Origin of the sequence: Arthrobacter sp. CJ23 (genome assembly GCF_024741795.1) — a bacterium.
GTDB lineage: Bacteria > Actinomycetota > Actinomycetes > Actinomycetales > Micrococcaceae > Arthrobacter.
Window position 1 is genome coordinate 3,123,111 of the sequence record NZ_CP102950.1, and the last position, 19,933, is coordinate 3,143,043.

Annotated in this window: 17 protein-coding genes; 9 read left to right on the forward strand and 8 right to left on the reverse strand. The window is 66.9% G+C overall.

The features are described 5' to 3' along the window. Positions 1 to 78: 78 nt before the first annotated feature. Genes NVV90_RS13930 through NVV90_RS13955 form a run of 6 tightly spaced genes read left to right on the forward strand, consistent with a single transcriptional unit; the run spans position 79 to position 6,351 of the window. The gene (locus NVV90_RS13930; RefSeq protein WP_258437865.1) at positions 79 to 1,317 is read left to right on the forward strand and encodes a glycerophosphoryl diester phosphodiesterase membrane domain-containing protein; all 1,239 of its coding nucleotides are present in this window, start codon (positions 79 to 81) and stop codon (positions 1,315 to 1,317) included. Then, positions 1,314 to 1,985 (forward strand): DUF4129 domain-containing protein, encoded by a 672-nt coding sequence (locus NVV90_RS13935; protein ID WP_258437866.1) that lies wholly within the window; start codon positions 1,314 to 1,316, stop codon positions 1,983 to 1,985. The genes NVV90_RS13930 and NVV90_RS13935 overlap by 4 nt, the downstream gene beginning before the upstream one ends. Next, a complete protein-coding gene (locus tag NVV90_RS13940; protein ID WP_258437867.1) occupies positions 1,982 to 3,175 on the forward strand; it encodes a DUF4350 domain-containing protein in 1,194 nt (397 codons plus the stop codon). The genes NVV90_RS13935 and NVV90_RS13940 overlap by 4 nt, the downstream gene beginning before the upstream one ends. Further along, complete coding sequence (locus NVV90_RS13945) at positions 3,172 to 4,236, forward strand: MoxR family ATPase (protein ID WP_258437868.1); 1,065 nt, start codon at positions 3,172 to 3,174, stop codon at positions 4,234 to 4,236. Before NVV90_RS13940 ends, NVV90_RS13945 begins: the two co-directional genes overlap by 4 nt. A gap of 41 nt (positions 4,237 to 4,277) precedes the next feature. Next, on the forward strand, positions 4,278 to 5,570 hold the full coding sequence (locus NVV90_RS13950; RefSeq protein ID WP_258437869.1) for a DUF58 domain-containing protein: 1,293 nt from the start codon (positions 4,278 to 4,280) through the stop codon (positions 5,568 to 5,570). 22 nt (positions 5,571 to 5,592) lie between these two features. Beyond that, a complete protein-coding gene (locus NVV90_RS13955; RefSeq protein ID WP_258437870.1) occupies positions 5,593 to 6,351 on the forward strand; it encodes a DUF4166 domain-containing protein in 759 nt (252 codons plus the stop codon). Positions 6,352 to 6,388: 37 nt separating this feature from the next. Here NVV90_RS13955 and NVV90_RS13960 read toward each other — a convergent pair whose 3' ends face one another. Together NVV90_RS13960 and NVV90_RS13965 are read right to left on the reverse strand one after the other, a co-directional pair. Further along, the gene (locus tag NVV90_RS13960) at positions 6,389 to 7,423 is read right to left on the reverse strand and encodes a hypothetical protein (RefSeq protein ID WP_258437871.1); all 1,035 of its coding nucleotides are present in this window, start codon (positions 7,421 to 7,423) and stop codon (positions 6,389 to 6,391) included. Between the two features lie 3 nt (positions 7,424 to 7,426). Then, positions 7,427 to 7,816: a chorismate mutase gene (locus NVV90_RS13965; RefSeq protein WP_258437872.1), complete on the reverse strand. Its 390-nt coding sequence runs from the start codon at positions 7,814 to 7,816 to the stop codon at positions 7,427 to 7,429. A 220-nt stretch (positions 7,817 to 8,036) separates the two neighbouring features. On the opposite strand from NVV90_RS13965, the gene NVV90_RS13970 reads away from it, so the two are divergent. Further along, on the forward strand, positions 8,037 to 8,693 hold the full coding sequence (locus NVV90_RS13970) for an NADPH-dependent F420 reductase (RefSeq protein ID WP_258437873.1): 657 nt from the start codon (positions 8,037 to 8,039) through the stop codon (positions 8,691 to 8,693). A 92-nt stretch (positions 8,694 to 8,785) separates the two neighbouring features. Here NVV90_RS13970 and NVV90_RS13975 read toward each other — a convergent pair whose 3' ends face one another. The 4 genes from NVV90_RS13975 to NVV90_RS13990 all read right to left on the reverse strand — a co-directional run bounded on the left by NVV90_RS13975 (position 8,786) and on the right by NVV90_RS13990 (position 14,314). Continuing rightward, positions 8,786 to 10,492, reverse strand: a complete 1,707-nt coding sequence (locus tag NVV90_RS13975; protein WP_258437874.1) for an ABC transporter ATP-binding protein — start codon at positions 10,490 to 10,492, stop codon at positions 8,786 to 8,788. After that, positions 10,489 to 11,481 (reverse strand): ABC transporter permease, encoded by a 993-nt coding sequence (locus NVV90_RS13980; protein WP_258437875.1) that lies wholly within the window; start codon positions 11,479 to 11,481, stop codon positions 10,489 to 10,491. The genes NVV90_RS13975 and NVV90_RS13980 overlap by 4 nt, the downstream gene beginning before the upstream one ends. A 2-nt stretch (positions 11,482 to 11,483) precedes the next feature. Next, complete coding sequence (locus NVV90_RS13985; protein ID WP_258437876.1) at positions 11,484 to 12,575, reverse strand: ABC transporter permease; 1,092 nt, start codon at positions 12,573 to 12,575, stop codon at positions 11,484 to 11,486. A 116-nt stretch (positions 12,576 to 12,691) separates the two neighbouring features. Further along, positions 12,692 to 14,314, reverse strand: a complete 1,623-nt coding sequence (locus NVV90_RS13990) for an ABC transporter substrate-binding protein (RefSeq protein ID WP_258437877.1) — start codon at positions 14,312 to 14,314, stop codon at positions 12,692 to 12,694. A gap of 380 nt (positions 14,315 to 14,694) precedes the next feature. Here NVV90_RS13990 and NVV90_RS13995 point away from each other — a divergent pair, with 380 nt between their 5' ends. Further along, positions 14,695 to 15,522, forward strand: a complete 828-nt coding sequence (locus NVV90_RS13995; protein ID WP_258437878.1) for a caspase family protein — start codon at positions 14,695 to 14,697, stop codon at positions 15,520 to 15,522. Between the two features lie 55 nt (positions 15,523 to 15,577). Here NVV90_RS13995 and NVV90_RS14000 read toward each other — a convergent pair whose 3' ends face one another. Both NVV90_RS14000 and mnmA read right to left on the reverse strand, forming a co-directional pair. Then, positions 15,578 to 17,206 carry a hypothetical protein gene (locus NVV90_RS14000; protein WP_258437880.1) on the reverse strand — a complete coding sequence of 543 codons (1,629 nt, stop codon included), beginning with the start codon at positions 17,204 to 17,206 and terminating at the stop codon, positions 15,578 to 15,580. Between the two features lie 137 nt (positions 17,207 to 17,343). Continuing rightward, positions 17,344 to 18,465, reverse strand: a complete 1,122-nt coding sequence (gene mnmA / locus NVV90_RS14005) for a tRNA 2-thiouridine(34) synthase MnmA (RefSeq protein ID WP_258441182.1) — start codon at positions 18,463 to 18,465, stop codon at positions 17,344 to 17,346. 212 nt (positions 18,466 to 18,677) lie between these two features. On the opposite strand from mnmA, the gene NVV90_RS14010 reads away from it, so the two are divergent. After that, a complete protein-coding gene (locus tag NVV90_RS14010; protein WP_258437882.1) occupies positions 18,678 to 19,916 on the forward strand; it encodes an NAD(P)/FAD-dependent oxidoreductase in 1,239 nt (412 codons plus the stop codon). The last annotated feature ends 17 nt before the right edge of the window (positions 19,917 to 19,933 follow it).

Consider the following 19,933-nt stretch of genomic DNA (forward strand, 5'->3'; position numbering starts at 1 on the left):
ACTATAGGCTGGGGGGCGAAGGTCGATTTTCTTGGGGACGTCGATTGCCGGCGGACCGGACCTCGTGGGGAGGAAAGCGTGTCATATCCAGAGCCTGGCAAGCCGCCGGAGCCTTGGCAGCAGCCGCAGTGGGGCCAACAGCCGCAATGGGGCGGACAGCAAGCTGGATGGCCGCCCCAGCAGCCCTGGGGCGGGGCTCCGGACCCACGCTGGCCATCAGGCGGCGGCCCCTACCCCCACCCGGCGTACATTGCACCCCCGAAACCTGGCATCATCCCCCTTCGCCCGCTCCTTTTCGGGGAGATCCTGGACGGCTCGTTCCAGACCATCCGGCGCAATGCCGCGGCAATGTTCGGCTCGGCGCTGATCTTCCAGGTCATCAGCACCGGGCTGGTGGGGGTCATCAGCATGATGACACTCGGACTTGCGGGCAGGGTCCCGTACATGGATCCACAATCCATGGATCAGCTTCTTGGACCCCTGCTCGGAATCGTCATGGCCGCACTGGGAGCAACGGTGTTGTCGGCCTTCCTGGGATCGGTGCTGCAGGGTGTGATGGTGGTTCCGGTCTCCCGCTCCGTCCTCAACCGGCGCACGGGGTTCAAGCAGATGTGGATGCTTACCGGTTCCCGGATCTGGCCGTTGCTTGGCGTGGCCGCATTGCTGACGCTCGGCAGCCTGCTCGCCGCCGCCGCGTTTGTTGTCCTGTCGGTGCTCCTCGTGACGGCCGTTGGCCCTGCCGGCCTGGTCTTGGTCTTTCTCCTGGGCCTTGGCGTCCTGGTGGCCTTCGTGTGGATCGGCATGCGGCTCTTGGTGGCACCGGCGGTAGTTGTGGTCGAGGAGGCCGGCGTCTACGAGAGTCTCCTGCGCTCCTGGCGGCTGACCAAGAACAACTGGTGGCGGATCTTCGGCATCGTTTTGGTCATCAGCCTGATGATCGGGGTGATCTCGTACATTGTCCAGATCCCGCTCAGCGTCGCTGCAGGCGGCATCGGATCCGTGGTCGCACCCCACGGCGGCGAGGAGGCGTTCACCTCCACGTCGATCATCCTGACGGTTGTTTCGCTGCTCGTCACAGCACTGATCGGTGCGGTGGGCTTCGCCTACCAGTCCTCGGCGAACGCCCTTATCTACTTCGATCTGCGGATGCGCCACGACGGCCTGGACGTGGAGCTTCTGCGGCTGCTGGAAAGCGGTGCCGATGCTGATGGCATACCGGGCAGGCCCGCGCCCCGGTCCAGCCGGGGCGCTTCCTGGCCGGCCGGCAATGGCTCCTGGCCAGGCACGCCGCCCGCACCAGGCGAACCCACGGCATGATCCGCCCGTTGCTTGCCGCCACCGCAACGCCCGTCAGCCCGGACCGTGAAGAAGCAGGGCGGTGGGCCATCGAGGAACTGGCCAAGCCCCAGTACGCCGCGGCCCAGCCAAGCTGGCTCGACCAGCTCTGGAGTGACTTCCTGGACTGGCTGGCATCCCTCGACGGCGGTGGCACAGGCCCGGGCGGCGACTTTGCCGTGCCGCTCATCGGAGCCCTCGCCGTGGTCCTGGTCATTGTGGCCGTCCTGGTGGTCCGCCCCCGCCTGAATGCCCGGCGGCGGACGGCCAAGGAAGTGTTCGACGACGAGCCCGCCCTCGACGCCGATGTCTACCGCAGCCGTGCCTCGGCAGCCGCCGGGCGGAGCGACTGGCAGACGGCGGTCGTCGAGCAGTTCCGCGCACTGGTGCGTTCCGCGGAAGACCGTGCCGTCATCGAAGCCCGGGCCGGCCGGACAGCGGACGAGGCTGCGGACGAGCTGGGGCAGGCCTTCGGCCCCGCCCGGCAAAGGCTCGATTCCGCGGCTACCGTGTTCGATGCGGTGCGCTACGGAAAGGCGGAGGCCTCCCCCGCGGACTACGAGGCGGTCCGGAAGCTGGACGCGGACCTGGCCGCGATGAAGCCCGGATTCGACGGGCACCCCGGCGTTGGATTTGCGGTGCCCCGGTGAGCCCTAAGACATCGGCGAACCTGGAAACGACGGCCGCCCCGGTGGCTCCCGCTTCGGCCCTTTTTGCAGCGTGGGCCCGCAAGCATGTGGTGTGGATCGTCATTGGCGCGCTCTTTGCCGGAATGCTCGCCTACGTCACGGTCAGCAAACTGCAGGCACCTGCCGACACCGGCGTCTTGTCGACGCGGAACCCGGCCCCCGAGGGCGGCATGGCCCTCGCCGAGATCCTGCGTCGCCAGGGGGTCCGGGTCACCGCCACGGACTCACTCGAAGCAACGCAGGCGGCGCTGGCCCGCAGCGATCACGCGACTCTCCTGTTGTACGACGCCCATGGCTTCCTCGAAGGGGAGCAGCTAGACGGACTCGCAAGCACTGCAGCACGCATTGTCCTCGTGGCCCCGCGGCTGCGGACCCTGGGCGCCCTTACCCAGGACATACGGCCGGGCGGCGTTGTCCCCCAGGAAACCGGCACCCTGGAACCTGGCTGCGGACGTGGCGACGCACAAGCCGCGGGCCGCGTCACCGCCGGCGGCTTCACGTACCAAGGACCCGAAGTGTGCTACCGGACGCGCCCCGAAGGGCCGGGCATGCTGGCCGGCAGCAGGGACGGACAGCTGCTGGTCATCGGCAGCACCGACCTTCTGGGCAACGGCCTGCTGGACGAGGAAGGCAACGCCGCGTTGGCTCTCCGGGCCCTGGGCACGGGCCCGGAGCTGGTCTGGTATACGCCGGGCCTGGGCGATGTCCCCGCCGGCAGCGGTCCCCGCACCCTCGATGAACTGGCGCCGCCGTGGCTGGCCTTCCTGGGACCGTGGCTGGCCGTGGTCGCGTTGCTCTCCATGCTGTGGCGCGGCCGCCGGCTGGGACCCTTGGTGTTTGAGCCACTTCCGGTTGTAGTGAAGGCCGCCGAGACGGCGGAGGGCCGGGCCCGGCTCTACCAGGACTCGAGGGCTGTGAACAGGGCAGCGGACAATCTCCGTGCCGGAGCCATGACCCGGATCGCCAGGCACTTCAACCTGGGAGCGGAAGCCGATGCGAACGCCGTGGTGGACGCGGTGTCCCGGCGTCTCGGCCGCTCGCCGCAGGAGATCAGGACGGCGCTGGTGGAGCACCGGCCGCAAAACGAAGGACAGCTCGTGCACTTGGCACAACAGATCGAAAGACTCGAAGAGGAGGCAACAGCCCGATGAGCAACCAGCCGAACGGCTATGCGGACACCAGCCAGGGATATTCAGGCGGGGCGGGCCCCTACGCGGGACAGGCGCCCGCCCAGGCGACGCAGGCCGCCCAGGCGGCCCCGGCGGATCCAGCACGCCAAGCACTGCTGAACGTCCGGCACGAAGTCGGCAAGGCCGTCGTCGGGCAGGAGTCCACGGTGACCGGCATGCTGATCGCCCTGCTGTGCGGGGGGCACGTGCTGCTCGAAGGCGTTCCCGGCGTGGCCAAGACCCTGCTGGTCAGGGCGTTGTCCACGGCCCTGAGCCTGGACACCAAACGCGTTCAGTTCACCCCCGACCTCATGCCGGGCGACGTCACAGGTTCGCTGGTCTACGATTCGCACACCTCGGAATTCAGCTTCCGGGAAGGCCCCGTCTTCACCAACATCCTGCTGGCCGACGAAATCAACCGGACACCGCCGAAGACCCAGGCATCGCTGCTGGAAGCCATGGAGGAACACCAGGTCTCCGTGGATGGCGTATCCCGTCCGCTGCCGGCCCCGTTCATTGTGGCGGCAACCCAGAACCCCGTGGAATACGAGGGGACGTACCCGCTGCCGGAAGCGCAGCTTGACCGGTTCCTGCTGAAACTGACCATGCCGTTGCCGGCCCGGGCCGAGGAGATCGAGGTCATCCGCCGGCATGCCGGCGGCTTCGATCCGCGCAATCTCGCCGCAGCGGGCGTGAGCGCAGTCGCCGGGTCCGAGGAACTCGCACAGGCCCGTCACGCCGTCTCGCGCGTTGCGGTGGCCCCGGAAATCCTCGCCTACATTGTGGACGTGGTCCGCGCGACCCGTGCGGCGCCGTCGTTCCAGCTGGGTGTTTCGCCGCGCGGCGCCACTGCCCTGCTCAACACCTCACGGGCCTGGGCGTGGCTGTCCGGCAGGGGTTTCGTCACCCCGGATGACGTCAAGGCACTCTCGCTGCCGTGCCTGCGGCACCGCGTGGGGCTGCGCCCGGAAGCCCAGATGGACGGGGTGCACGTGGATGACGTCCTTGGCAGCATCCTGGCCTCGGTTCCGGTTCCACGCTGATGGCCCGGCCGCCGATCCCGAACGACAGCGCGTGGGCCTGAATGACGATCACGGGCCGCTTTGTGCTGCTGGCCTTCGCCGGTCTTGTGCCGTTGCTGCTGTTTCCGGGGTGGCAGGCGCTGCTGCTGCTCTGCGGCTTCCTGTTGGTGGTCCTCGTTGCCGATCTGCTTCTGGCGGCGTCGCCGCGGCACCTCGGGCTGGAGCGCAGGCAGCCCGGAAACATCGCCCTCACGGGCACCGCCGAATCGGTGCTGACCGTCAGCAACACCGGCCGCCGCCCGCTGCATGCCCTCATCCGGGATGCCTGGCAGCCGTCGGCAGGGGCCGCGAACAACGTGCAATTGCTCGACGTCCCGGCAGGTGAACGGCGGCGCATGGCGGTGTCCCTGACGCCCCGGCGCCGCGGCGACCTCTCCGCCCCGCATGTGACAGTCCGGTCCTTTGGCCCCCTCCGGCTCGCGGCCCGGCAGCGGACGGTGCCGCTTCCCGGCACGCTGAGGGTCCTGCCGCCGTTCCATTCCAAGCGCCATCTTCCCTCCAAGCTGCGGAAGCTGCGTGAACTGGACGGCAAGGCAGCGGTCCAGATCCGCGGTGCCGGCACGGAGTTCGATTCCCTCCGGGACTACGTTCGCGGCGATGACGTGCGGTCCATCGACTGGCGCGCCACGGCGCGGCGCACCGCCGTCGTGGTCCGCACCTGGCGGCCGGAACGCGACCGGCGCGTGGTGATCGTGCTGGACACTTCCAGGACCGCCGCGGCCAGGATCGACGACGAGCCTCGCCTGGACACCGGGATCGAGGCCGCGCTGCTGCTGGCCGTGCTGGCCGAGCGGGGCGGGGACCGGGTGGATTTCCTGGCCTTCGACCGCCGGGTCCGGGCCAGGGTGGAATCGGCGTCCAAGGGCAATTTGCTGGGCCAGCTGGTCCAGGCCATGGCACCGCTGGAGGCGGAGCTGATCGAGCTGGACTGGCAGCAGATTCCGGGGCAGGTCCGGGCCGTCTCGGCCCACCGTTCCCTGGTGGTGCTGTTGACCACGCTCGACGGCGGCGCCCCGGAAGAGGGCCTCATCCCGATGGTCGCGCAGCTGTCGCGGCTGCATGTGGTGGTGGTGGCATCCGTCCGGGACCCGATGCTGGCCGAGATGAAGGAAGAACGCACGACGGCGAGCCAGGTCTTCCGCGCGGCCGCCGCCGAACGGGCCCTGCTGGACCGCGAAGCCGTCAGCGCACAACTGCGCCAGCTCGGCGCCGAGGTGGTGGACGCCGAGCCACTCGAACTCCCGCCGCGGCTCGCCGACACCTACATCCGGCTCAAGGCCGCCGGCCGCCTGTAGTACCGACTGAGAGGGACCAGATATGAGCACCCCCATCTACGAGCTGGCCATGGGCAGCGATTTCCGGCGTCTCCAGCCCGAGCTGCAGGACTACTTCTCCCTGGTCCCAGGTTCCGGGGTGTTCGGCATCGGCGAAGGCGTGTTCGAGGTGGTGGGCTGCCGGCAGCGCTGGCTGCGGCCGCTGTTGGCGCTGACGTCCGGCGAGCAGGCCTTCTTTCCGGAGTACGGCGAGGATGTTCCGTTCCGGATCGAGAACCACGCCCACCTGGATCCGTTCGGCCGCTCCAGCCTGACGGCCCGCCGGGAGATCTTCTTCCCCTCGAGCACGCGGCTCTTCCACGACACGACGAGCGCAGTTCCATCCAGAACTTCTGCACCAAGGTCCGGTCCATCAGGCGACACGGCAAACGGCGTTCCCGCCACCCGGTTGGTGGACTATGTGGGACGCTACCGCCGCCTGTCCACAGACCTGGATCTCAGCGTCACGCCGGAAGGCAGGCTGCGCGGTGTCTCGCGGGCAAGCCGGCTGTTCCTGGGGCCGCTGCGGCTGCCGCTCCCGGCCATCCTGGATGCCCGCGCCTACGCCGAACAGTGGTGGGATGCGCATGCCGGCGAGCACCGGATCCAGGTCAAGGTCATCCAGCCGCAAATCGGCCTGGTGCTGGTCTACGCGGGGCGCTTCAGCTACCGTTTGGCGCCGTATGTGCCTGCCGGTCCGGCCGTTTCCCTGGCTCCGCTGCCACGATATGCGGAGCCGGAACGCTGGGAACGCCGTCTCTGATCTCCTGATCCGGCATGGACCCCCGAGAGGAACGCCGTCAGCCCTGGGCGAGCTGGTCGAGCCCGTCGGCCACCTGCGTGAGCCGTGTCAGCACTTCCTTGGCGGCCGACGGCGTGAACTGCTCCAGTCCGGTGGACGGGGTCACACGCAGCGTGCCGAGGGCAGATGCGGGCAGTCCGAGCTGCCGCCATGGGCGCCAGACGGCCTCCACGACGTCGGCGGTCCGGGGCAGCGTCGAGCCCGGGTTGTCCGTGGGCAGCGCGCCGGCCCAGATCCGCTTTCCGGCTTCAATGGCCACGGCCAGTTGTTCCCACTGGCGGGTGGTGAGTGCTTTAAGCGGAACGGCCACGCCGTCCGCCCCAGCAGCCAGGATCCGCTGGATGGGTGCCTCGATCTCCGGCACGGATACCACGGTCTCCACCGCCCCAGCGGCCTTCAAGGCATCGATGACCAAACGCCAGGCATTGGTGACCTCCTCGCCAGGGATCGAACGCAGCGTGCGGTAACCGCTCGCCGTCGGGATCGTCCCTGCGAGGACTGAGGCGATGTCCGGCTCGTCGATCTGGACGACGATTCCGGCCCCGGGAACGGCCGCGGAGAGCCGCGCGAGGTGTTCGCCGACGCCGGCCGCAAGGGATTCGGCGATGTCCCGCCGGGCGCCGTAGTCAAGCAGGGCGCGTTCACCGTTGTGCAGGTGCAGCCCGGCCGCAAGGCTCAGGGGCCCGAGGAGCTGGATCTTCAGCAAAGGCGCGGAAACGTCCTCGGCACCGGCCACGTCGGCAAGGATGTTGATGTCCGTGGCGAGCGCAGAGGTTGCCCGCCGCAGATCCTTGCCCGGACGGTCCACCAGCCGCCAGCCGTGCGGCTGGACATCGATGGCCATCTCCACGAGGAGCGACGCGGTGCGGCCGAGGGCGTCGGAGCCTACCCCGCGCTCCGGCAGTTCGGCGATGAACGGCAGGTGCGGGCTGCCCAGTTCCCCCCTGATGATGCGTGCGGCTTCAACGGCGTCGGTGCCCGGCCACGGTCCCAGCGCCGTGGCACTGATCTGCTGCGGTGCGTCGGAAGGCATGCCTCAGGCCTGCTTGGCAGAAGCCTGGTGATCCTCGGCGATGGCTTCGTGGTGGCGGATCACTTCGCTGATGATGAAATTCAGGAACTTCTCGGCGAAGGCGGGGTCCAGATGGGCATCCTCTGCCAGCCTGCGCAGGCGCGCGATCTGGGCTGCCTCGCGGCCCGGGTCGCCGGCGGGGAGCTTGTACGTGGCCTTCAGGACGCCAACCTTTTGCGTGGCCTTGAACCGCTCGGCCAGAAGGAACACCAGTGTGGCATCGATGTTGTCGATGCTGGACCGGATGGAAAGCAGCTCGTCCATGACGGACCCGTCCACGTGGCCGGACAGCGAGCTCGCTGCCGGGTTGAAGGGATCGGCTGAGTCTGGAAGGGCGTGGTTCTGCTCGGTCATGCCCCCAGTCTATGGTGTGGGGCGCGCTCCCTGCCGGTGTTACTCCGGACGGCACTGCGTTCCGGTGGGCAGGGAAGCGGCGGGGAAAATGGTGCGGGACGGCAGTGTCTTGGGCGCCCGATGCGGAGCAGAATGGGCATGACGGCGCCTGGAGCATTCCGGGCAGCCCTCATCCCGGAAGCAACATCAGCCTCGGATCAATGACCCAAAAGGGGATCCTATGAAAATTGCAGTGCTTGGCAGCGGACCGGTAGGGCACGCCCTGGCGGGAAGGCTCGTGTCCCTGGGGCATGAGGTCACCATGGGCTCCCGCGAGGCCGGGAATCCCAAGGGAACGGCGTGGGCGGCGCAGGCCGGCCCGGGTGCTTCTGCCGGTTCCTTTGCCCAGGCGGCCGCCGCTGCCGAGATCGTGGTGAACGCCACCCCGGGAACGGTCTCGCTCGCTGCCCTGGCGGAGGCCGGTGCCGGGAATCTCTCGGGCAAGGTCCTCATTGATGTGTCCAACCCGCTCGACTATTCGGCGGGATTCCCGCCGTCGCTGACGGTCTGCAACACGGACAGCATGGCCGAAACCATCCAGCGTGCCTACCCCAAGTCCCGGGTGGTCAAAACGCTCAACACCCTGAGCGCCCCGGTCATGGTGGACCCCGGCCGGCTCCCCGGAGCGCACGACGTCTTCATAGCGGGCAACCATGAGGACGCGAAGGCAACGGTCAAGGGCATCCTGCAGGAGTTCGGCTGGCCGCCAGGGCACATCCGTGACCTGGGCGGGCTCGACGCCGCGCGTGGCCTGGAGATGTGGCTGCCGCTGTGGCTGCAGATTTACATTCGCCAGCCCGAAGGCAAAATGTTCAACATCGGCATCGTCTCCGAGTAGCGGGCCGCGAAAAGACCCAAGGACAGGCCTGCCCGCCCCGCTGAAGGTCGGACGGGCAGGCCTGCTAGTAGCGGACGACGGCGTGCGGCCGCTCAGCCGCCCAGCAGCGCGCGGTGCGCCACCCGACGTCGGGCCTGTTCATCAGGGTCCGGAACCGGGAGCGAGGCAATCAGCCGCTTGGTGTAGTCGTGCTGCGGGGCACCCATGATCTGGCTGCCGATCCCCTGCTCCACGAGCTGTCCCCTGTAGAGCACGCCCACCCAATGGGCCAGCATGTCCACCACGGCAAGGTCGTGGCTGATGAACAGTGCCGCGAAGCCGAACTGCTCCTGGATCTCCTTGAACAAGTCCAGGACCTTCGCCTGGACGGAGACGTCCAGCGCCGAGGTGGGTTCGTCGGCGATCAGGAGCCGCGGGTTCAGCGCGAGGGACCGTGCCAGGGACGCCCGCTGGCGTTGCCCGCCGGAGAGTTCGTGCGGGAAGCGCGCAGCATACGACGCCGGCAGCTGCACTGACTCGAGCAACTCGGCAACCTTCCGGCGTGCCTGCGCCGGTGTCGGCTTGAGGTGGATCACCAGCGGTTCGGCAACGCACTCGCCGATGGTCAGGTGCGGGTTGAAAGAAGCCGCCGGGTCCTGGAACACGAAGCCGATTTCCTTGCGGAGCGGCCGGAAGGTGCGTTCCTTGAAATCCAGCATTTCGTAGCCGAGCACCTTAAGGCTGCCGCCGGTGGCCCGGTTCAGTCCGGCGATGCAGCGCCCGATGGTGGACTTGCCGGAACCGGATTCTCCCACCAGACCGAAGACCTCGTTCTCCGACAGGGTGAAGCTGACGTTGTCCACGGCTTTGAAGCCGTGCCGTCCTAGCCGTCCGGGGTACTCGATGGTGAGGTTTTTCGCCTCCACCAGCACCTTGCCGCCCTGGTGGAGCCGTTCGTGGGCGCCTTCGGAGGCGGAGTTCCGGCCCAGGTGCGGCACCGCAGCCAGCAGCTTCTTGGTGTAGTCCTGCCGGGGTTCGGCGAACAGGGTTTTGACCGGTGCTTCCTCCACCACGTCGCCCTCGAACATGACCACCACGCGGTCGGCCAGGTCGGCCACCACACCCATGTTGTGGGTGATGAGCACGATCGAGGTGCCGTAATTGTCGCGCAGCTCCCTGAGCAGCTGCAGGATTTCGGCCTGCACCGTGACGTCCAGCGCCGTGGTGGGTTCGTCGGCCACGATCAGCCCTGGGTTCAGGGCCAGGGCGGCGGCGATGACCACGCGCTGTTTCTGGCCGCCGGAGAACTGGTGCGGGTAGTAGTTGACCCGGGTCTCCGGGTCCGGGATTCCCACCTTGCGCAACGCCTCGGTGGCGCGGTCCTTGGCTTCCTTGGCCGAAACGCGGTGGCCGTCCTTCGCGTGGGCACGGATGCCCTCGGCGATCTGCCACCCCACGGTGAACACGGGGTTCAGCGCGGTGGATGGTTCCTGGAAGACCATGGCAACATCGCGGCCGCGGATCCTGCGCAGCTTCGACTTGCTGACGCTGATGACGTTGTTGCCCTTGATCACCACGGCACCGGAACTGATGGCCGTTTCGGGGAGCAGCCCCAGGATGGTCTTGGCCGTCACGGTCTTGCCGGATCCGGACTCCCCCACAATCGCCACCACCTCGCCGGCCTTGACGTCCAGGCTGACGTCCTTCACGGCTTGGACGTCTCCGCCGTCGGTGGCGAAGGTGACTTTGAGCCGTTCGATGGTCAGGACCGGGCCGCCGGCAGCGGGCCGGTCCGATACGTTTCCGAGGTTGATGGTCATACCGTGCCTGCCTCTGAAGGTGCGGAAGGTGCGGCCGCCGGTGCCCCACCGGCGCGCTTGCGCCCACGGATCCGGGGGTCGTTGAGGTCGTTGATGCTCTCGCCCACCAAGGTCAGGCCGAGGACGGTGAGGACGATCGCCATGCCGGGGAACACGCCTGTCCACCAGATGCCGGAGGAAGCATCGGAGAGGGCCTTGTTGAGGTCAAAGCCCCATTCCGCAGCCGATGTTGGCTCAATGCCGAAGCCCAGGAAGCCAAGGCCTGCCAGAGTAAGGATTGCTTCGGAGGCGTTGAGGGTGAACATGAGCGGCAACGTGCGGGTGGCATTCTTGAAGATGTGGCGTCCGATGATGCGCAGGCTCGATGCGCCCAGGACCATCGCCGATTCAACGAACGGCTCGGCTTTCAGCCTGATGGTTTCGGCCCGGATGACGCGGAAGTACTGGGGCACGAACACCACGGTGATGGAAAAAGCACACGAGAGGATGCCGCCCCAGAAGCTCGACTGGCCGCGGCTGATGGCAATCGAGATGACAATGGCCAACAGCAGGGTGGGGAAAGCGTAGATAGCATCGGCGATGACCACCAGGATCCGGTCCAGCCAGCCGCCGAAGTAGCCGCTGAGCAGGCCGAGCGCCACGCCCAGGAAGAGGGACATGGCCACGGAAACGATAATCACCGTTACAGCAGTCTGGGATCCCCACAGCACCCGGGAGAGGACGTCGTAACCGCCCACAGTGGTTCCGAAGAGGTGCTTGGCACTGGGCGCCTGCTGTGTGGGGAACGCTCCGGAGGCGTCGCTGAGCTGGGAATAGCCATACGGTGCCAGTATCGGCGCCAGCACGGTGGCCAGCAGGAAGGTTGCGCTCAAGGCAACGCCGGCGATCAGCATGCCGCGCTGCAGGCCCACGCTCTTCCGCAAATGGGAGACGACAGGCAGCCGCAGGAACAAGGACTCCTTGGGCCCGGTGAATGCGGTGGAACTCATGGTCAGTACCTCACTCGGGGGTCGATCAAGGCAGCCACGATGTCCACCACGAAGTTGGTGACGGCGACAATGACGGCCAGCAGCACAACGATGCCCTGGACAGCCACGAAGTCGCGGGCGTTCAGGTACTGGACGAGCTGGTAGCCAAGGCCCTTCCACTCAAACGTCGTTTCGGTCAGCACAGCGCCGCCGAGCATGAGCGCGATCTGCAGGCCCATGACAGTGATGATAGGGATCAGCGCCGGCTTGTAGGCGTGCTTGGTCAGCAAGCGGTACTCACTGACGCCGCGGGAGCGGCCGGCCTCCACATAGTCCTTTCCGAGCGTGCCGATCACGTTGGTGCGGACCAGCCGCAGGAAGACCCCGGCGGTGAGCAGGCCGAGGGCAACGGCGGGCAGAACGGCATGGGACATCACATCGCCGAGGGCGGCGAAGTTGCCGCTGCGCAGGGCGTCGAGCCAATAGATGCCGCTCGGATTGGCAAGGCCCCCCATGGCAAGTTCGGTGCGTGTGGAAACACGCCCGGCCACCGGCAACCAGCCGAGCCAGACGGAGAAGGTCAGCTTCAGCAGCAGCCCGGAGAAGAACACGGGAGTGGCGTAGCAAAGGATCGCGAAGCAGCGCAGGAAGGCGTCCGTGGTCTTGTCGCGGCGCTGTGCGGCGATCAGGCCGAGCGGAATGCCGACCAGTAGAGCCACCAGCAACGCGTTGATGCTCAGTTCGAGGGTCGCCGCGCCGAAGGTTGTCAGCATTTCGACGACCGGCCGGCGGTCGGTGATGGTGGTGCCGAAGTTGCCCGTGATCAGCTGGCCCAGGTATTCGAAGTACTGGACCAGGATCGGGCGGTCGTAGCCGGCGTCGTGGATGCGCTGTGCGAGGACATCCGGGGGAAGCCGGCCGCCCTGGGAAGCGGTGATGGGGTCGCCGATGACCCGCATCAGGAAGAAGACCAGCGTCACCAGGATGAAGATCGTGGGGATGATCAGGAAGAACCTGATGACGATGTACTTCCCCAGCCCTCCGCCCGGTGCTGATTTGCTCTTCGGAGCAGCGGTTCCCGGCTCTACGTCGGGCACCTCAATAAGCGTTGTCATTGTTACCTAGGATTCATGCCCGTGGATTGCGCGGGCCGTTGCTGTGTGCTGATGGGGATGGTGGTCAGCACAGGAGGCGGGGCACCGGATCAGCGCCCCGCCTCCCGTGGATCCGGCTACTTGGAGATGGTTCCGAGACGGAACTTGAAGGATGCATCCAGGGTGTTCTCGACGCCCTTGACGCTGCTGCCCGCAATGGCAACCTGTGCGCCCTGAAGCAGCGGCAGGGTGGAAATGTCCTTCGCGAGCGCGTTCTGTGCGTCCTTGATTCCGGCTTCGCGTGCTGACTTGTCCGCCGTGGTGAGCTGCTTGTTGATCAGCGCGGTCACGGCCGGGTTGTTGTAGTGGTTCTTCAGGAAGCCGCCATCCGGGAAGAACGGCGTCAGGTAGTTGTCGGCGTCACTGAAGTCCGGGAACCAGCCGAACTGGAACAGCGGGTACTCGTCGGCGCGGCTGGCCTTGCTGTAGGTCACCCACTCTGTGGACTGCAGGTTGACTTTGAACAGGCCGGACTTCTCGAGCTGTTCCTTGACCAGGGCGTACTCGTCGCCCGAGGATCCGCCGTAGTGGTCCGGGTTGTACTGGAGGTTCAGGGTGACGGCTCCGGTCACGCCCGCGTCGGCCAGGACCTTCTTGGCCTTGTCCAGGCTCGGCTTGCCGGCGTCACCGTAAGCATCCTTGAACGACTCGTTGGCACCGAGGAAGCCACTGGGGACGTTGGAGAACAGGGGCAGGTAGGTGCCCTTGTAGACCTGGTCCGCGATGGTCTGCCGGTCAACCAGGTTCGCGATGGCCTGCCGAACGGCGAGCGCCTTGGCCGGATCTGCGCCGGCGGTCTTGGTGCCGAACGGCATGGTATCGAAGTTGAAGGTGATGTAGCGGATTTCACCGCCGGGTCCAACGTGGACCTTGACCTTGGAGTCCTTCTTGAGGTCATCCACGTCCGTTGCGCTGAGGCTGCGGAAGGCCACGTCAATGTTTCCCTGCTGGATGTCCAGCTTCAGGTTGGTGGGGCTGGCGTAGTACTTGATGGTGGCGGCATCGTTGGCCGGCTTTCCCAGGACACCCTTGTAGTCCGCGTTGGCCTTGAAGCTGACCAGCTCGTTCTTCTTGTAGCTGTCGATGGTGTACTGGCCGTAGAAGGCACTGGCCTTGATGATGTCGTCATCCGCGAGCAGTTTATCGGCCGGGAAGACTTCATCATCGACGATCGGCGCGGCGGGGCTGCTGAGGATCTGGGCAAAGGTCTGGTCGTTGGCCAGCTTCAGCTTGAAGACCACTGTGTTGGCATCCGGGGTGGAGACACTTTCCACGTTGGTCAGCAGCGAGGCCGGGCCGGCGGGGTCGTTGATCTTGACCTGGCGGTCAAAGGAGAACTTGACGTCCTTTGAGTCCAGGGTGTGGCCGTTGGACCACTTGAGGCCGGACTTGAGCTTGACCGTGTATTCGGTGGGCGAAGTGAACGACGACGACTCCGCGAGGTCCGGCACGGGATCTGCGCCGCCGGGCTTGGAGTTCAGGAGGAAGGAATAGATCTGGTTCATCACCATGAATGAGCCGTTGTCATACGAACCTGCCGGGTCCAGCGCGGTGACCTTGTCCGTAGTGCCGTAGGCGATGGGACCGCCGGCGGGTGCCGTTGACGTGCCGCCGGTCGGACCTGTGCAGGCGGTGAGGGCGAGTGCGGAAACGCCCGCCAGCGCGATAACGCCGTGCAGGGCTTTCTTGTTCAGTGCCATCTGTGAACCTTCTGTTCGATGGATTCGGCGCGCCGCCGTCAGTTATTTTCCGGCAGCACGCACTCTTGATGCCTAGATTCAACCAGAGTGCCGACAGGTATAACGATTAATCCTGTGATTTGAGACACAAACTTTATCTTCGAGGACACCGGCTCCCGGCCCGTATTGGCATTGCCCCTCATTGCCGCCGGGAATACAGTTGAGTTGCGTTCTGGAGCGGGGGCCGGAAGACGGATTCCTGGCCGTGGTGCCGGAACACTGTTGACAATCGTTGGGCCATGGGGGCGGCCGGAATCCGATGCCGTGGCAGACATCCGGGCGGTGAAAGTTGGGGCCGCCAAGCTGAAATACCGGGCCACATCAGTGCAAAGGACGCGCACATGAGCAAGGCAGCCCTCTGTGTAGGGATCAACAAATTCAAGTTCTTGCCACAATCGAGTTGGCTGCAGGGGTGCGTGAATGACGCCGAAGACCTTGCCGCCCTCCTGGAAGCAAAGTATGGCTTCGCGGGCGGGGACATCACCGTCCTGCGTGACGCGAAGGCCACCAAGAAGGCCGTCATGGCCGAACTCAACAAAATCATGGACCTGGCCGTCGCAGGCAAAACCGAGCACGTCGTTTTCACGTTCTCGAGCCACGGCACCCAGGTCCCGGACACCAGCGGGGATGAGGCAGACCGGCTGGACGAAGCCTTCGCCTGCTACGACATCAACAACACCGGCGATGCCTGGGATCCGGCCACCGTGATTTCGGACGACGAGCTGTTCACCCTCTTCTCGCGGCTGCCCGACGGCGTGCTCATGGACGTGGTCCTGGACACCTGCCACAGCGGAACCGGCCTGAAGTCGCTGGATCTCCTGCCGGGCCGGCGCCCAAGATTCCTGCCGGCCCCCACGGCCAGGGCCGTGATTGCGAGCGAGAACAACGACACACGGGTCCTGCGCGACCTGGTCAAGTCCGGCAAGACGGCCAAGCCCGTGCTCATGGCGGCGTGCCGCTCCGACCAGACAGCGGCGGATGCGCTCATCGAGGGGCGCTACAACGGCGCCTTCACCTACCACTTCGTGAAGTCGCTGCAGAGCGACGGCACCGTGGGCCGCGCCGACGTCCTGAAGCTCGTCAGCAAGGGCCTCAAGGCCGGCGGCTTCGACCAGGTGGCCCAGCTGGAGGGCACCACCGCGGCACGCAAGGCTGCCTGGGGCAGCTAAGGCCGGCGGAACCAGCGAGCGGGAAGGCACGACGGCGGGTGGCCGGCACGGCCGGCTACTCGCCGGTGCTGTGGAACTTGTTGCGGACGCCCGTCGAAGCCGCCTGCTCGGCGTCGTGCTGGTCATCGGAGCCGAACATGGCGGCCTGCCTCTCCCGGTCCATGACGGGTTTGAGCGCCGCATACACGAGGCGCCCCCCGGCGTCGAACCGCAAAAGTCCGCCGCCGCGAATGTCCACATACTCCCGCTCCGTCTTCAGTCCGAGCCGGACCTGCGCCTCCCGCCGGCTCAGGCGCACGGTCTGGATGAATGACGCCCCGATCTCGGAAATGATGAACCCGTCCGGCGACACCCGTTCCGAAGTGCGCACACGGGTTGAACTCAGGGGCGTGCGGCGTTCCAGGCGGGCGGCGTCCAGGAGCCGCGGGTTTTCCCACACGAAGCGCTGCACCTCCTGCGGGTCCGAGCCCAAGGCGGAGAGCCTCACCGGGTAACGCAGGCCCTGGTAGTTGTCCACGCCTGTGATGTTGGACAGCGAGACCCTCCGGATGCCGATCGCCGAAAACTCGGCCTGGAGCGTGTCCCGGTAGCGGTTGGTGTCCTCGGGGACCATGTCGATGTCCGCGGCGATGATGCCGCGCAGGAGATCCCGCCAGGTGACATCGACGGGCGGCATGTAGGACAGGCCGCGGATCACCATGCGCAGGATCCGGCTGCCCACGATGGAGCCCGATTCGGCCTTCTGCTGCAGGCTCTGATGATCGCCGAAACGAGCGTTCCGCTCCGACCACAGCTTCTGCACCGCGCGCAGCACCGCGCCGACCACCACCGCACCCCGGGCGTGCGGTTCCGGTAAGTCCTGCCAGTTCTCCGGAACGGCGCCGACGAACGGTTCCCGGAGGGGGCCTCGCGCATACAGGTCCCGGGCAAAGTCGAAGATGGTCCGCATGGTCACGGCGTCGTCGACTTCCTGTCCGGCTTCGAAGCCGCCGGCCGCCGCTTCAAGCTGGCGGTAGACCACCTCCCGGGAGGAAAACACGGAAAGGATGGCCACGAGGTCGGCCAATGCCTCGTGCATGGCGAGCTGCTCCATGGTGGCCAGCTCATCCGCCCATGCCGGCCGGAACCCGTCAAGGATGGCGTGCGTGACCTCGTGGGCCACGATGTCACGGAACAGCGCGGTGGGGACTTTGTAGCCCATGCGGTCGATCGATCCGAAGCGGATGGTGTTGGTACCGCGTTCGTAGCCGGTGTCGGTGGCTGTCACCAGGTCGCGTGCCTTGAGAATCACGCGGCCTTGGGGGTTCCACGGCATCCGCCGGCCCAACGTGGTTTCGAAGAGGTCCAGCGTGTTCATGGCCACCGCGTACACGTGCTGGGCCAGGAAGCGCGTGTCGTCCAGCAGTTCCCGGAGATCGGACGGCGGCGGCTCCGAGATGAGGTGCCACGGGTCACCTGCTTCCGTGAGCGTCACAGGGGCCACGTTGGTGCCCCTCCACTTCCGGATGTGGATTGCGTAGCGGTGCCCGGTGGGGCCGCGCCTGAGCCGCTCAACAGGTATGCGCAGCTGGACCGTCAACGGAGCGCCCCCGTTGCCAATCGGTCCCTCCGCCAGCACAGTCACCGGCACCATCTGCCCGGCCCTGATGGCTCCCGGGCTTTTCTTCTGAAATGCCACAGTCATCGCCGTCCCGAATGCGGAACCCCAACTACCCCGCAGCGGAAGCGCTGCTGTAGCCAAGTATGGATCCGGGCGCAGGCCAAGGCAATGGACCCCGGCGGGCGAACCGCCGGGGCGATCCGGGCGACCGGCGTCGCGGCTTAGAGTTCGGCGCGCTGGAGGGAACGGGCGGCGTCGATGGTTGCCTGCCCCAGGACGCGGCTGCCCTGGTACAGGACGATCGTCTGGCCCGGGGCGACGCCGCGGAGCGGGTCAACCAAGGTCACCAGAAGCCCCTCGCGCTCCACGCCGGAATCGTCGGCGACAAGCTCCACCCGTGCACGGGCAGGCACGGGGTCGCCGTGCGCGCGGACCTGGGCGTGGCAGTCGAACTCCTCGCCGCTCGCGACCTCCGCGATGGGCAGCCCGGCCCAGGAGACCTTGATGCCGCGGATTTCGTCGATGGCCAGCAGTGCCTGGGGCCCCACCACGACCTTGTTTTCCTTGGGCCGGATTTCCAGGACGAAGCGCGGCTTGCCATCGGCGGCCGGTGTTCCGAGCTTCAGGCCGCGGCGCTGCCCCACGGTGAAGGCGTTGGCGCCGGGGTGCTCGCCCACTTTGGCCCCGGTCTCGTCCACGATGTCGCCGGTGGTCATGTCGATCTTCTCGGCCAGCCATCCGGCCGTGTCGCCGTCGGGGATGAAGCAGATGTCATGGCTGTCCGGCTTGTTGGCCACGGACAGGCCGCGGCGTTCGGCCTCGGCCCGGACCTCGGCCTTGGACGGGGTCTCGGCCAGGGGGAACATGGAGTGCTTGAGCTGTTCGTGCGTCAGGACGCCCAGCACGTAGCTCTGGTCCTTGGCCCAGTCCGCGGCGCGGTGCAGTTCCGGGTTGCCGTCGGCGTCGGTGATGACCTTGGCGTAGTGGCCGGTGCAGACAGCGTCGAAGCCCAAGGCAATGGCCTTCTCCAGCAGGGCGGCGAACTTGATCCGCTCGTTGCAGCGCATGCACGGGTTCGGCGTGCGGCCGGCAGCGTACTCGTCGATGAAGTCCTGGACGACGTCTTCCTTGAAGCGCTCGGAGAAGTCCCACACGTAGTACGGGATGCCCAGGACATCGCAGGCACGCCAGGCGTCACGGGAGTCTTCGATGGTGCAGCAGCCCCGGCTTCCGGTGCGCAGCGTGCCCGGCATGCGGGAGAGCGCCAAGTGGACACCGACCACGTCGTGTCCCGCTTCGACGGCGCGGGCGGCGGCTACGGCGGAGTCGACTCCGCCGCTCATTGCGGCAAGAACTCGCATGCTGGCTTTCTGTAGTGAGGGAGGCGTGAGGCTGAAGGCAGTCTGCACGCGCATTTATTCTAGCGCCCGGCCGAATCGAGCCGGAAAAACCTTGACGGAACTCACACGGTCTTCTAACGTCAAAGTTAATGGTTTTAGAGTGCGGCGCCGCCCGCCAGCGGACTCGGCGGCCCGCACGTGAGAATCGAGCAGACATGACCACCGAACACATCGTCATTGCGGGCGGGGGCCTCGCCGGAGCCACAGCCGCCAAGACCCTCCGCGCCGAAGGCTTCGAAGGATCCGTCACGGTGCTGTGCGCGGAGGAGCAACCACCCTACCTGCGCCCGCCGCTGTCCAAAGAGTACCTGCTGGGCAAGGCCGGCGAGGAAACCGTCCCGGTGCTCCCGCGGGGCTGGTACCAGGAGAACGGCGTCGGGCTCCTGCTGGGCGAGCCGGCAGCAAGCATCGACACGGCCCGCCATCTGGTGACGCTGGCCGGCGGAAGGGGCCTGGAGTACAGCAAGCTTCTGCTTGCCACCGGAGCCCAACCGCGCCGGATCCCGCTGCCCGGAGCGGAGCTCGACGGCGTCATGACCTTCCGTACGCTCGCCGACAGCAAGCGGCTGCGCGGACTTCTGGACGGCGGGGGCATGCGGGTGGTCATGGTCGGCTCAGGGTGGATCGGCATGGAACTCGCCGCGGCCGCACGCAGTTACGGGAACGACGTGACCCTGCTGGGCCTGGAGGACATCCCGCTCAGTGCCGCCATCGGCCCTGAGCTGGGCAGCTTCTTCCGCACATTGCATGAGGCACACGGCGTCCGGTTCCGGCTGCCGGCCAGCGCCGCCGGAATCACCGGCAAGGACGGGCGCGCGACGGCGGTGGTCACCAACACGGGCGAGTCGCTGCCCGCCGATGTGGTGGTGGTGGCCGTGGGCGTGGTTCCCGATACGACGCTCGCCGAGGCGGCCGGCCTCGAACTCAGGAACGGGGTCCTGGTGGACGCCTCGCTGCGGACCAGCGCGGCCGATGTCTTCGCGGCCGGTGATGTCGCCAATGCCCTGCATCCATTCACGGGCGAGCACCACCGCAGCGAGCACTGGTCCAATGCCCTCAACGGGGGCAAGGTGGCCGCGAAGGCCATGCTGGGCCAGCCCGCCGCGCTGGATGTGGTCCCCTACTTCTATACGGACCAGTTCACCGCCAGCATGGAGTACTCAGGATTCCCCACCCTGGCCACCGGAATCACGCCCGTGCTGCGCGGCTCGCTTGAGGAGGGCAGCTTCATCGCCTACTGGCTCAAGGATGGCGCCGTGGTAGCGGGCATGAGCGTGAACCAGAAGCGCGTCCAGAAGCACATCAAGGCACTCATTTCCGGCAGGATCCCGGTGGATGCCGGGAAGCTCAGCGATCCAGGCGTGCCGCTGGAGGAGTTGCTTCCGGCGGTGTGACCACGGCCTCGGAAGTG

Coding starts and splice junctions, on each gene's coding strand:
- NVV90_RS13970 (WP_258437873.1), top strand. CDS start 8,037: ATGAAAATTGCAGTGCTTGGCAGCGGACCGGTAGGGCACGCCCTGGCG.
- NVV90_RS13990 (WP_258437877.1), bottom strand. CDS start 14,314: ATGGCACTGAACAAGAAAGCCCTGCACGGCGTTATCGCGCTGGCGGGC.
- mnmA (WP_258441182.1), bottom strand. CDS start 18,465: ATGAGCGGCGGAGTCGACTCCGCCGTAGCCGCCGCCCGCGCCGTCGAA.
- NVV90_RS13950 (WP_258437869.1), top strand. CDS start 4,278: ATGACGATCACGGGCCGCTTTGTGCTGCTGGCCTTCGCCGGTCTTGTG.
- NVV90_RS13975 (WP_258437874.1), bottom strand. CDS start 10,492: ATGACCATCAACCTCGGAAACGTATCGGACCGGCCCGCTGCCGGCGGC.
- NVV90_RS13935 (WP_258437866.1), top strand. CDS start 1,314: ATGATCCGCCCGTTGCTTGCCGCCACCGCAACGCCCGTCAGCCCGGAC.
- NVV90_RS13985 (WP_258437876.1), bottom strand. CDS start 12,575: ATGACAACGCTTATTGAGGTGCCCGACGTAGAGCCGGGAACCGCTGCT.
- NVV90_RS13980 (WP_258437875.1), bottom strand. CDS start 11,481: ATGAGTTCCACCGCATTCACCGGGCCCAAGGAGTCCTTGTTCCTGCGG.
- NVV90_RS13960 (WP_258437871.1), bottom strand. CDS start 7,423: ATGCCTTCCGACGCACCGCAGCAGATCAGTGCCACGGCGCTGGGACCG.
- NVV90_RS13955 (WP_258437870.1), top strand. CDS start 5,593: ATGAGCACCCCCATCTACGAGCTGGCCATGGGCAGCGATTTCCGGCGT.
- NVV90_RS14000 (WP_258437880.1), bottom strand. CDS start 17,206: ATGACTGTGGCATTTCAGAAGAAAAGCCCGGGAGCCATCAGGGCCGGG.
- NVV90_RS13995 (WP_258437878.1), top strand. CDS start 14,695: ATGAGCAAGGCAGCCCTCTGTGTAGGGATCAACAAATTCAAGTTCTTG.
- NVV90_RS13945 (WP_258437868.1), top strand. CDS start 3,172: ATGAGCAACCAGCCGAACGGCTATGCGGACACCAGCCAGGGATATTCA.
- NVV90_RS13965 (WP_258437872.1), bottom strand. CDS start 7,816: ATGACCGAGCAGAACCACGCCCTTCCAGACTCAGCCGATCCCTTCAAC.
- NVV90_RS14010 (WP_258437882.1), top strand. CDS start 18,678: ATGACCACCGAACACATCGTCATTGCGGGCGGGGGCCTCGCCGGAGCC.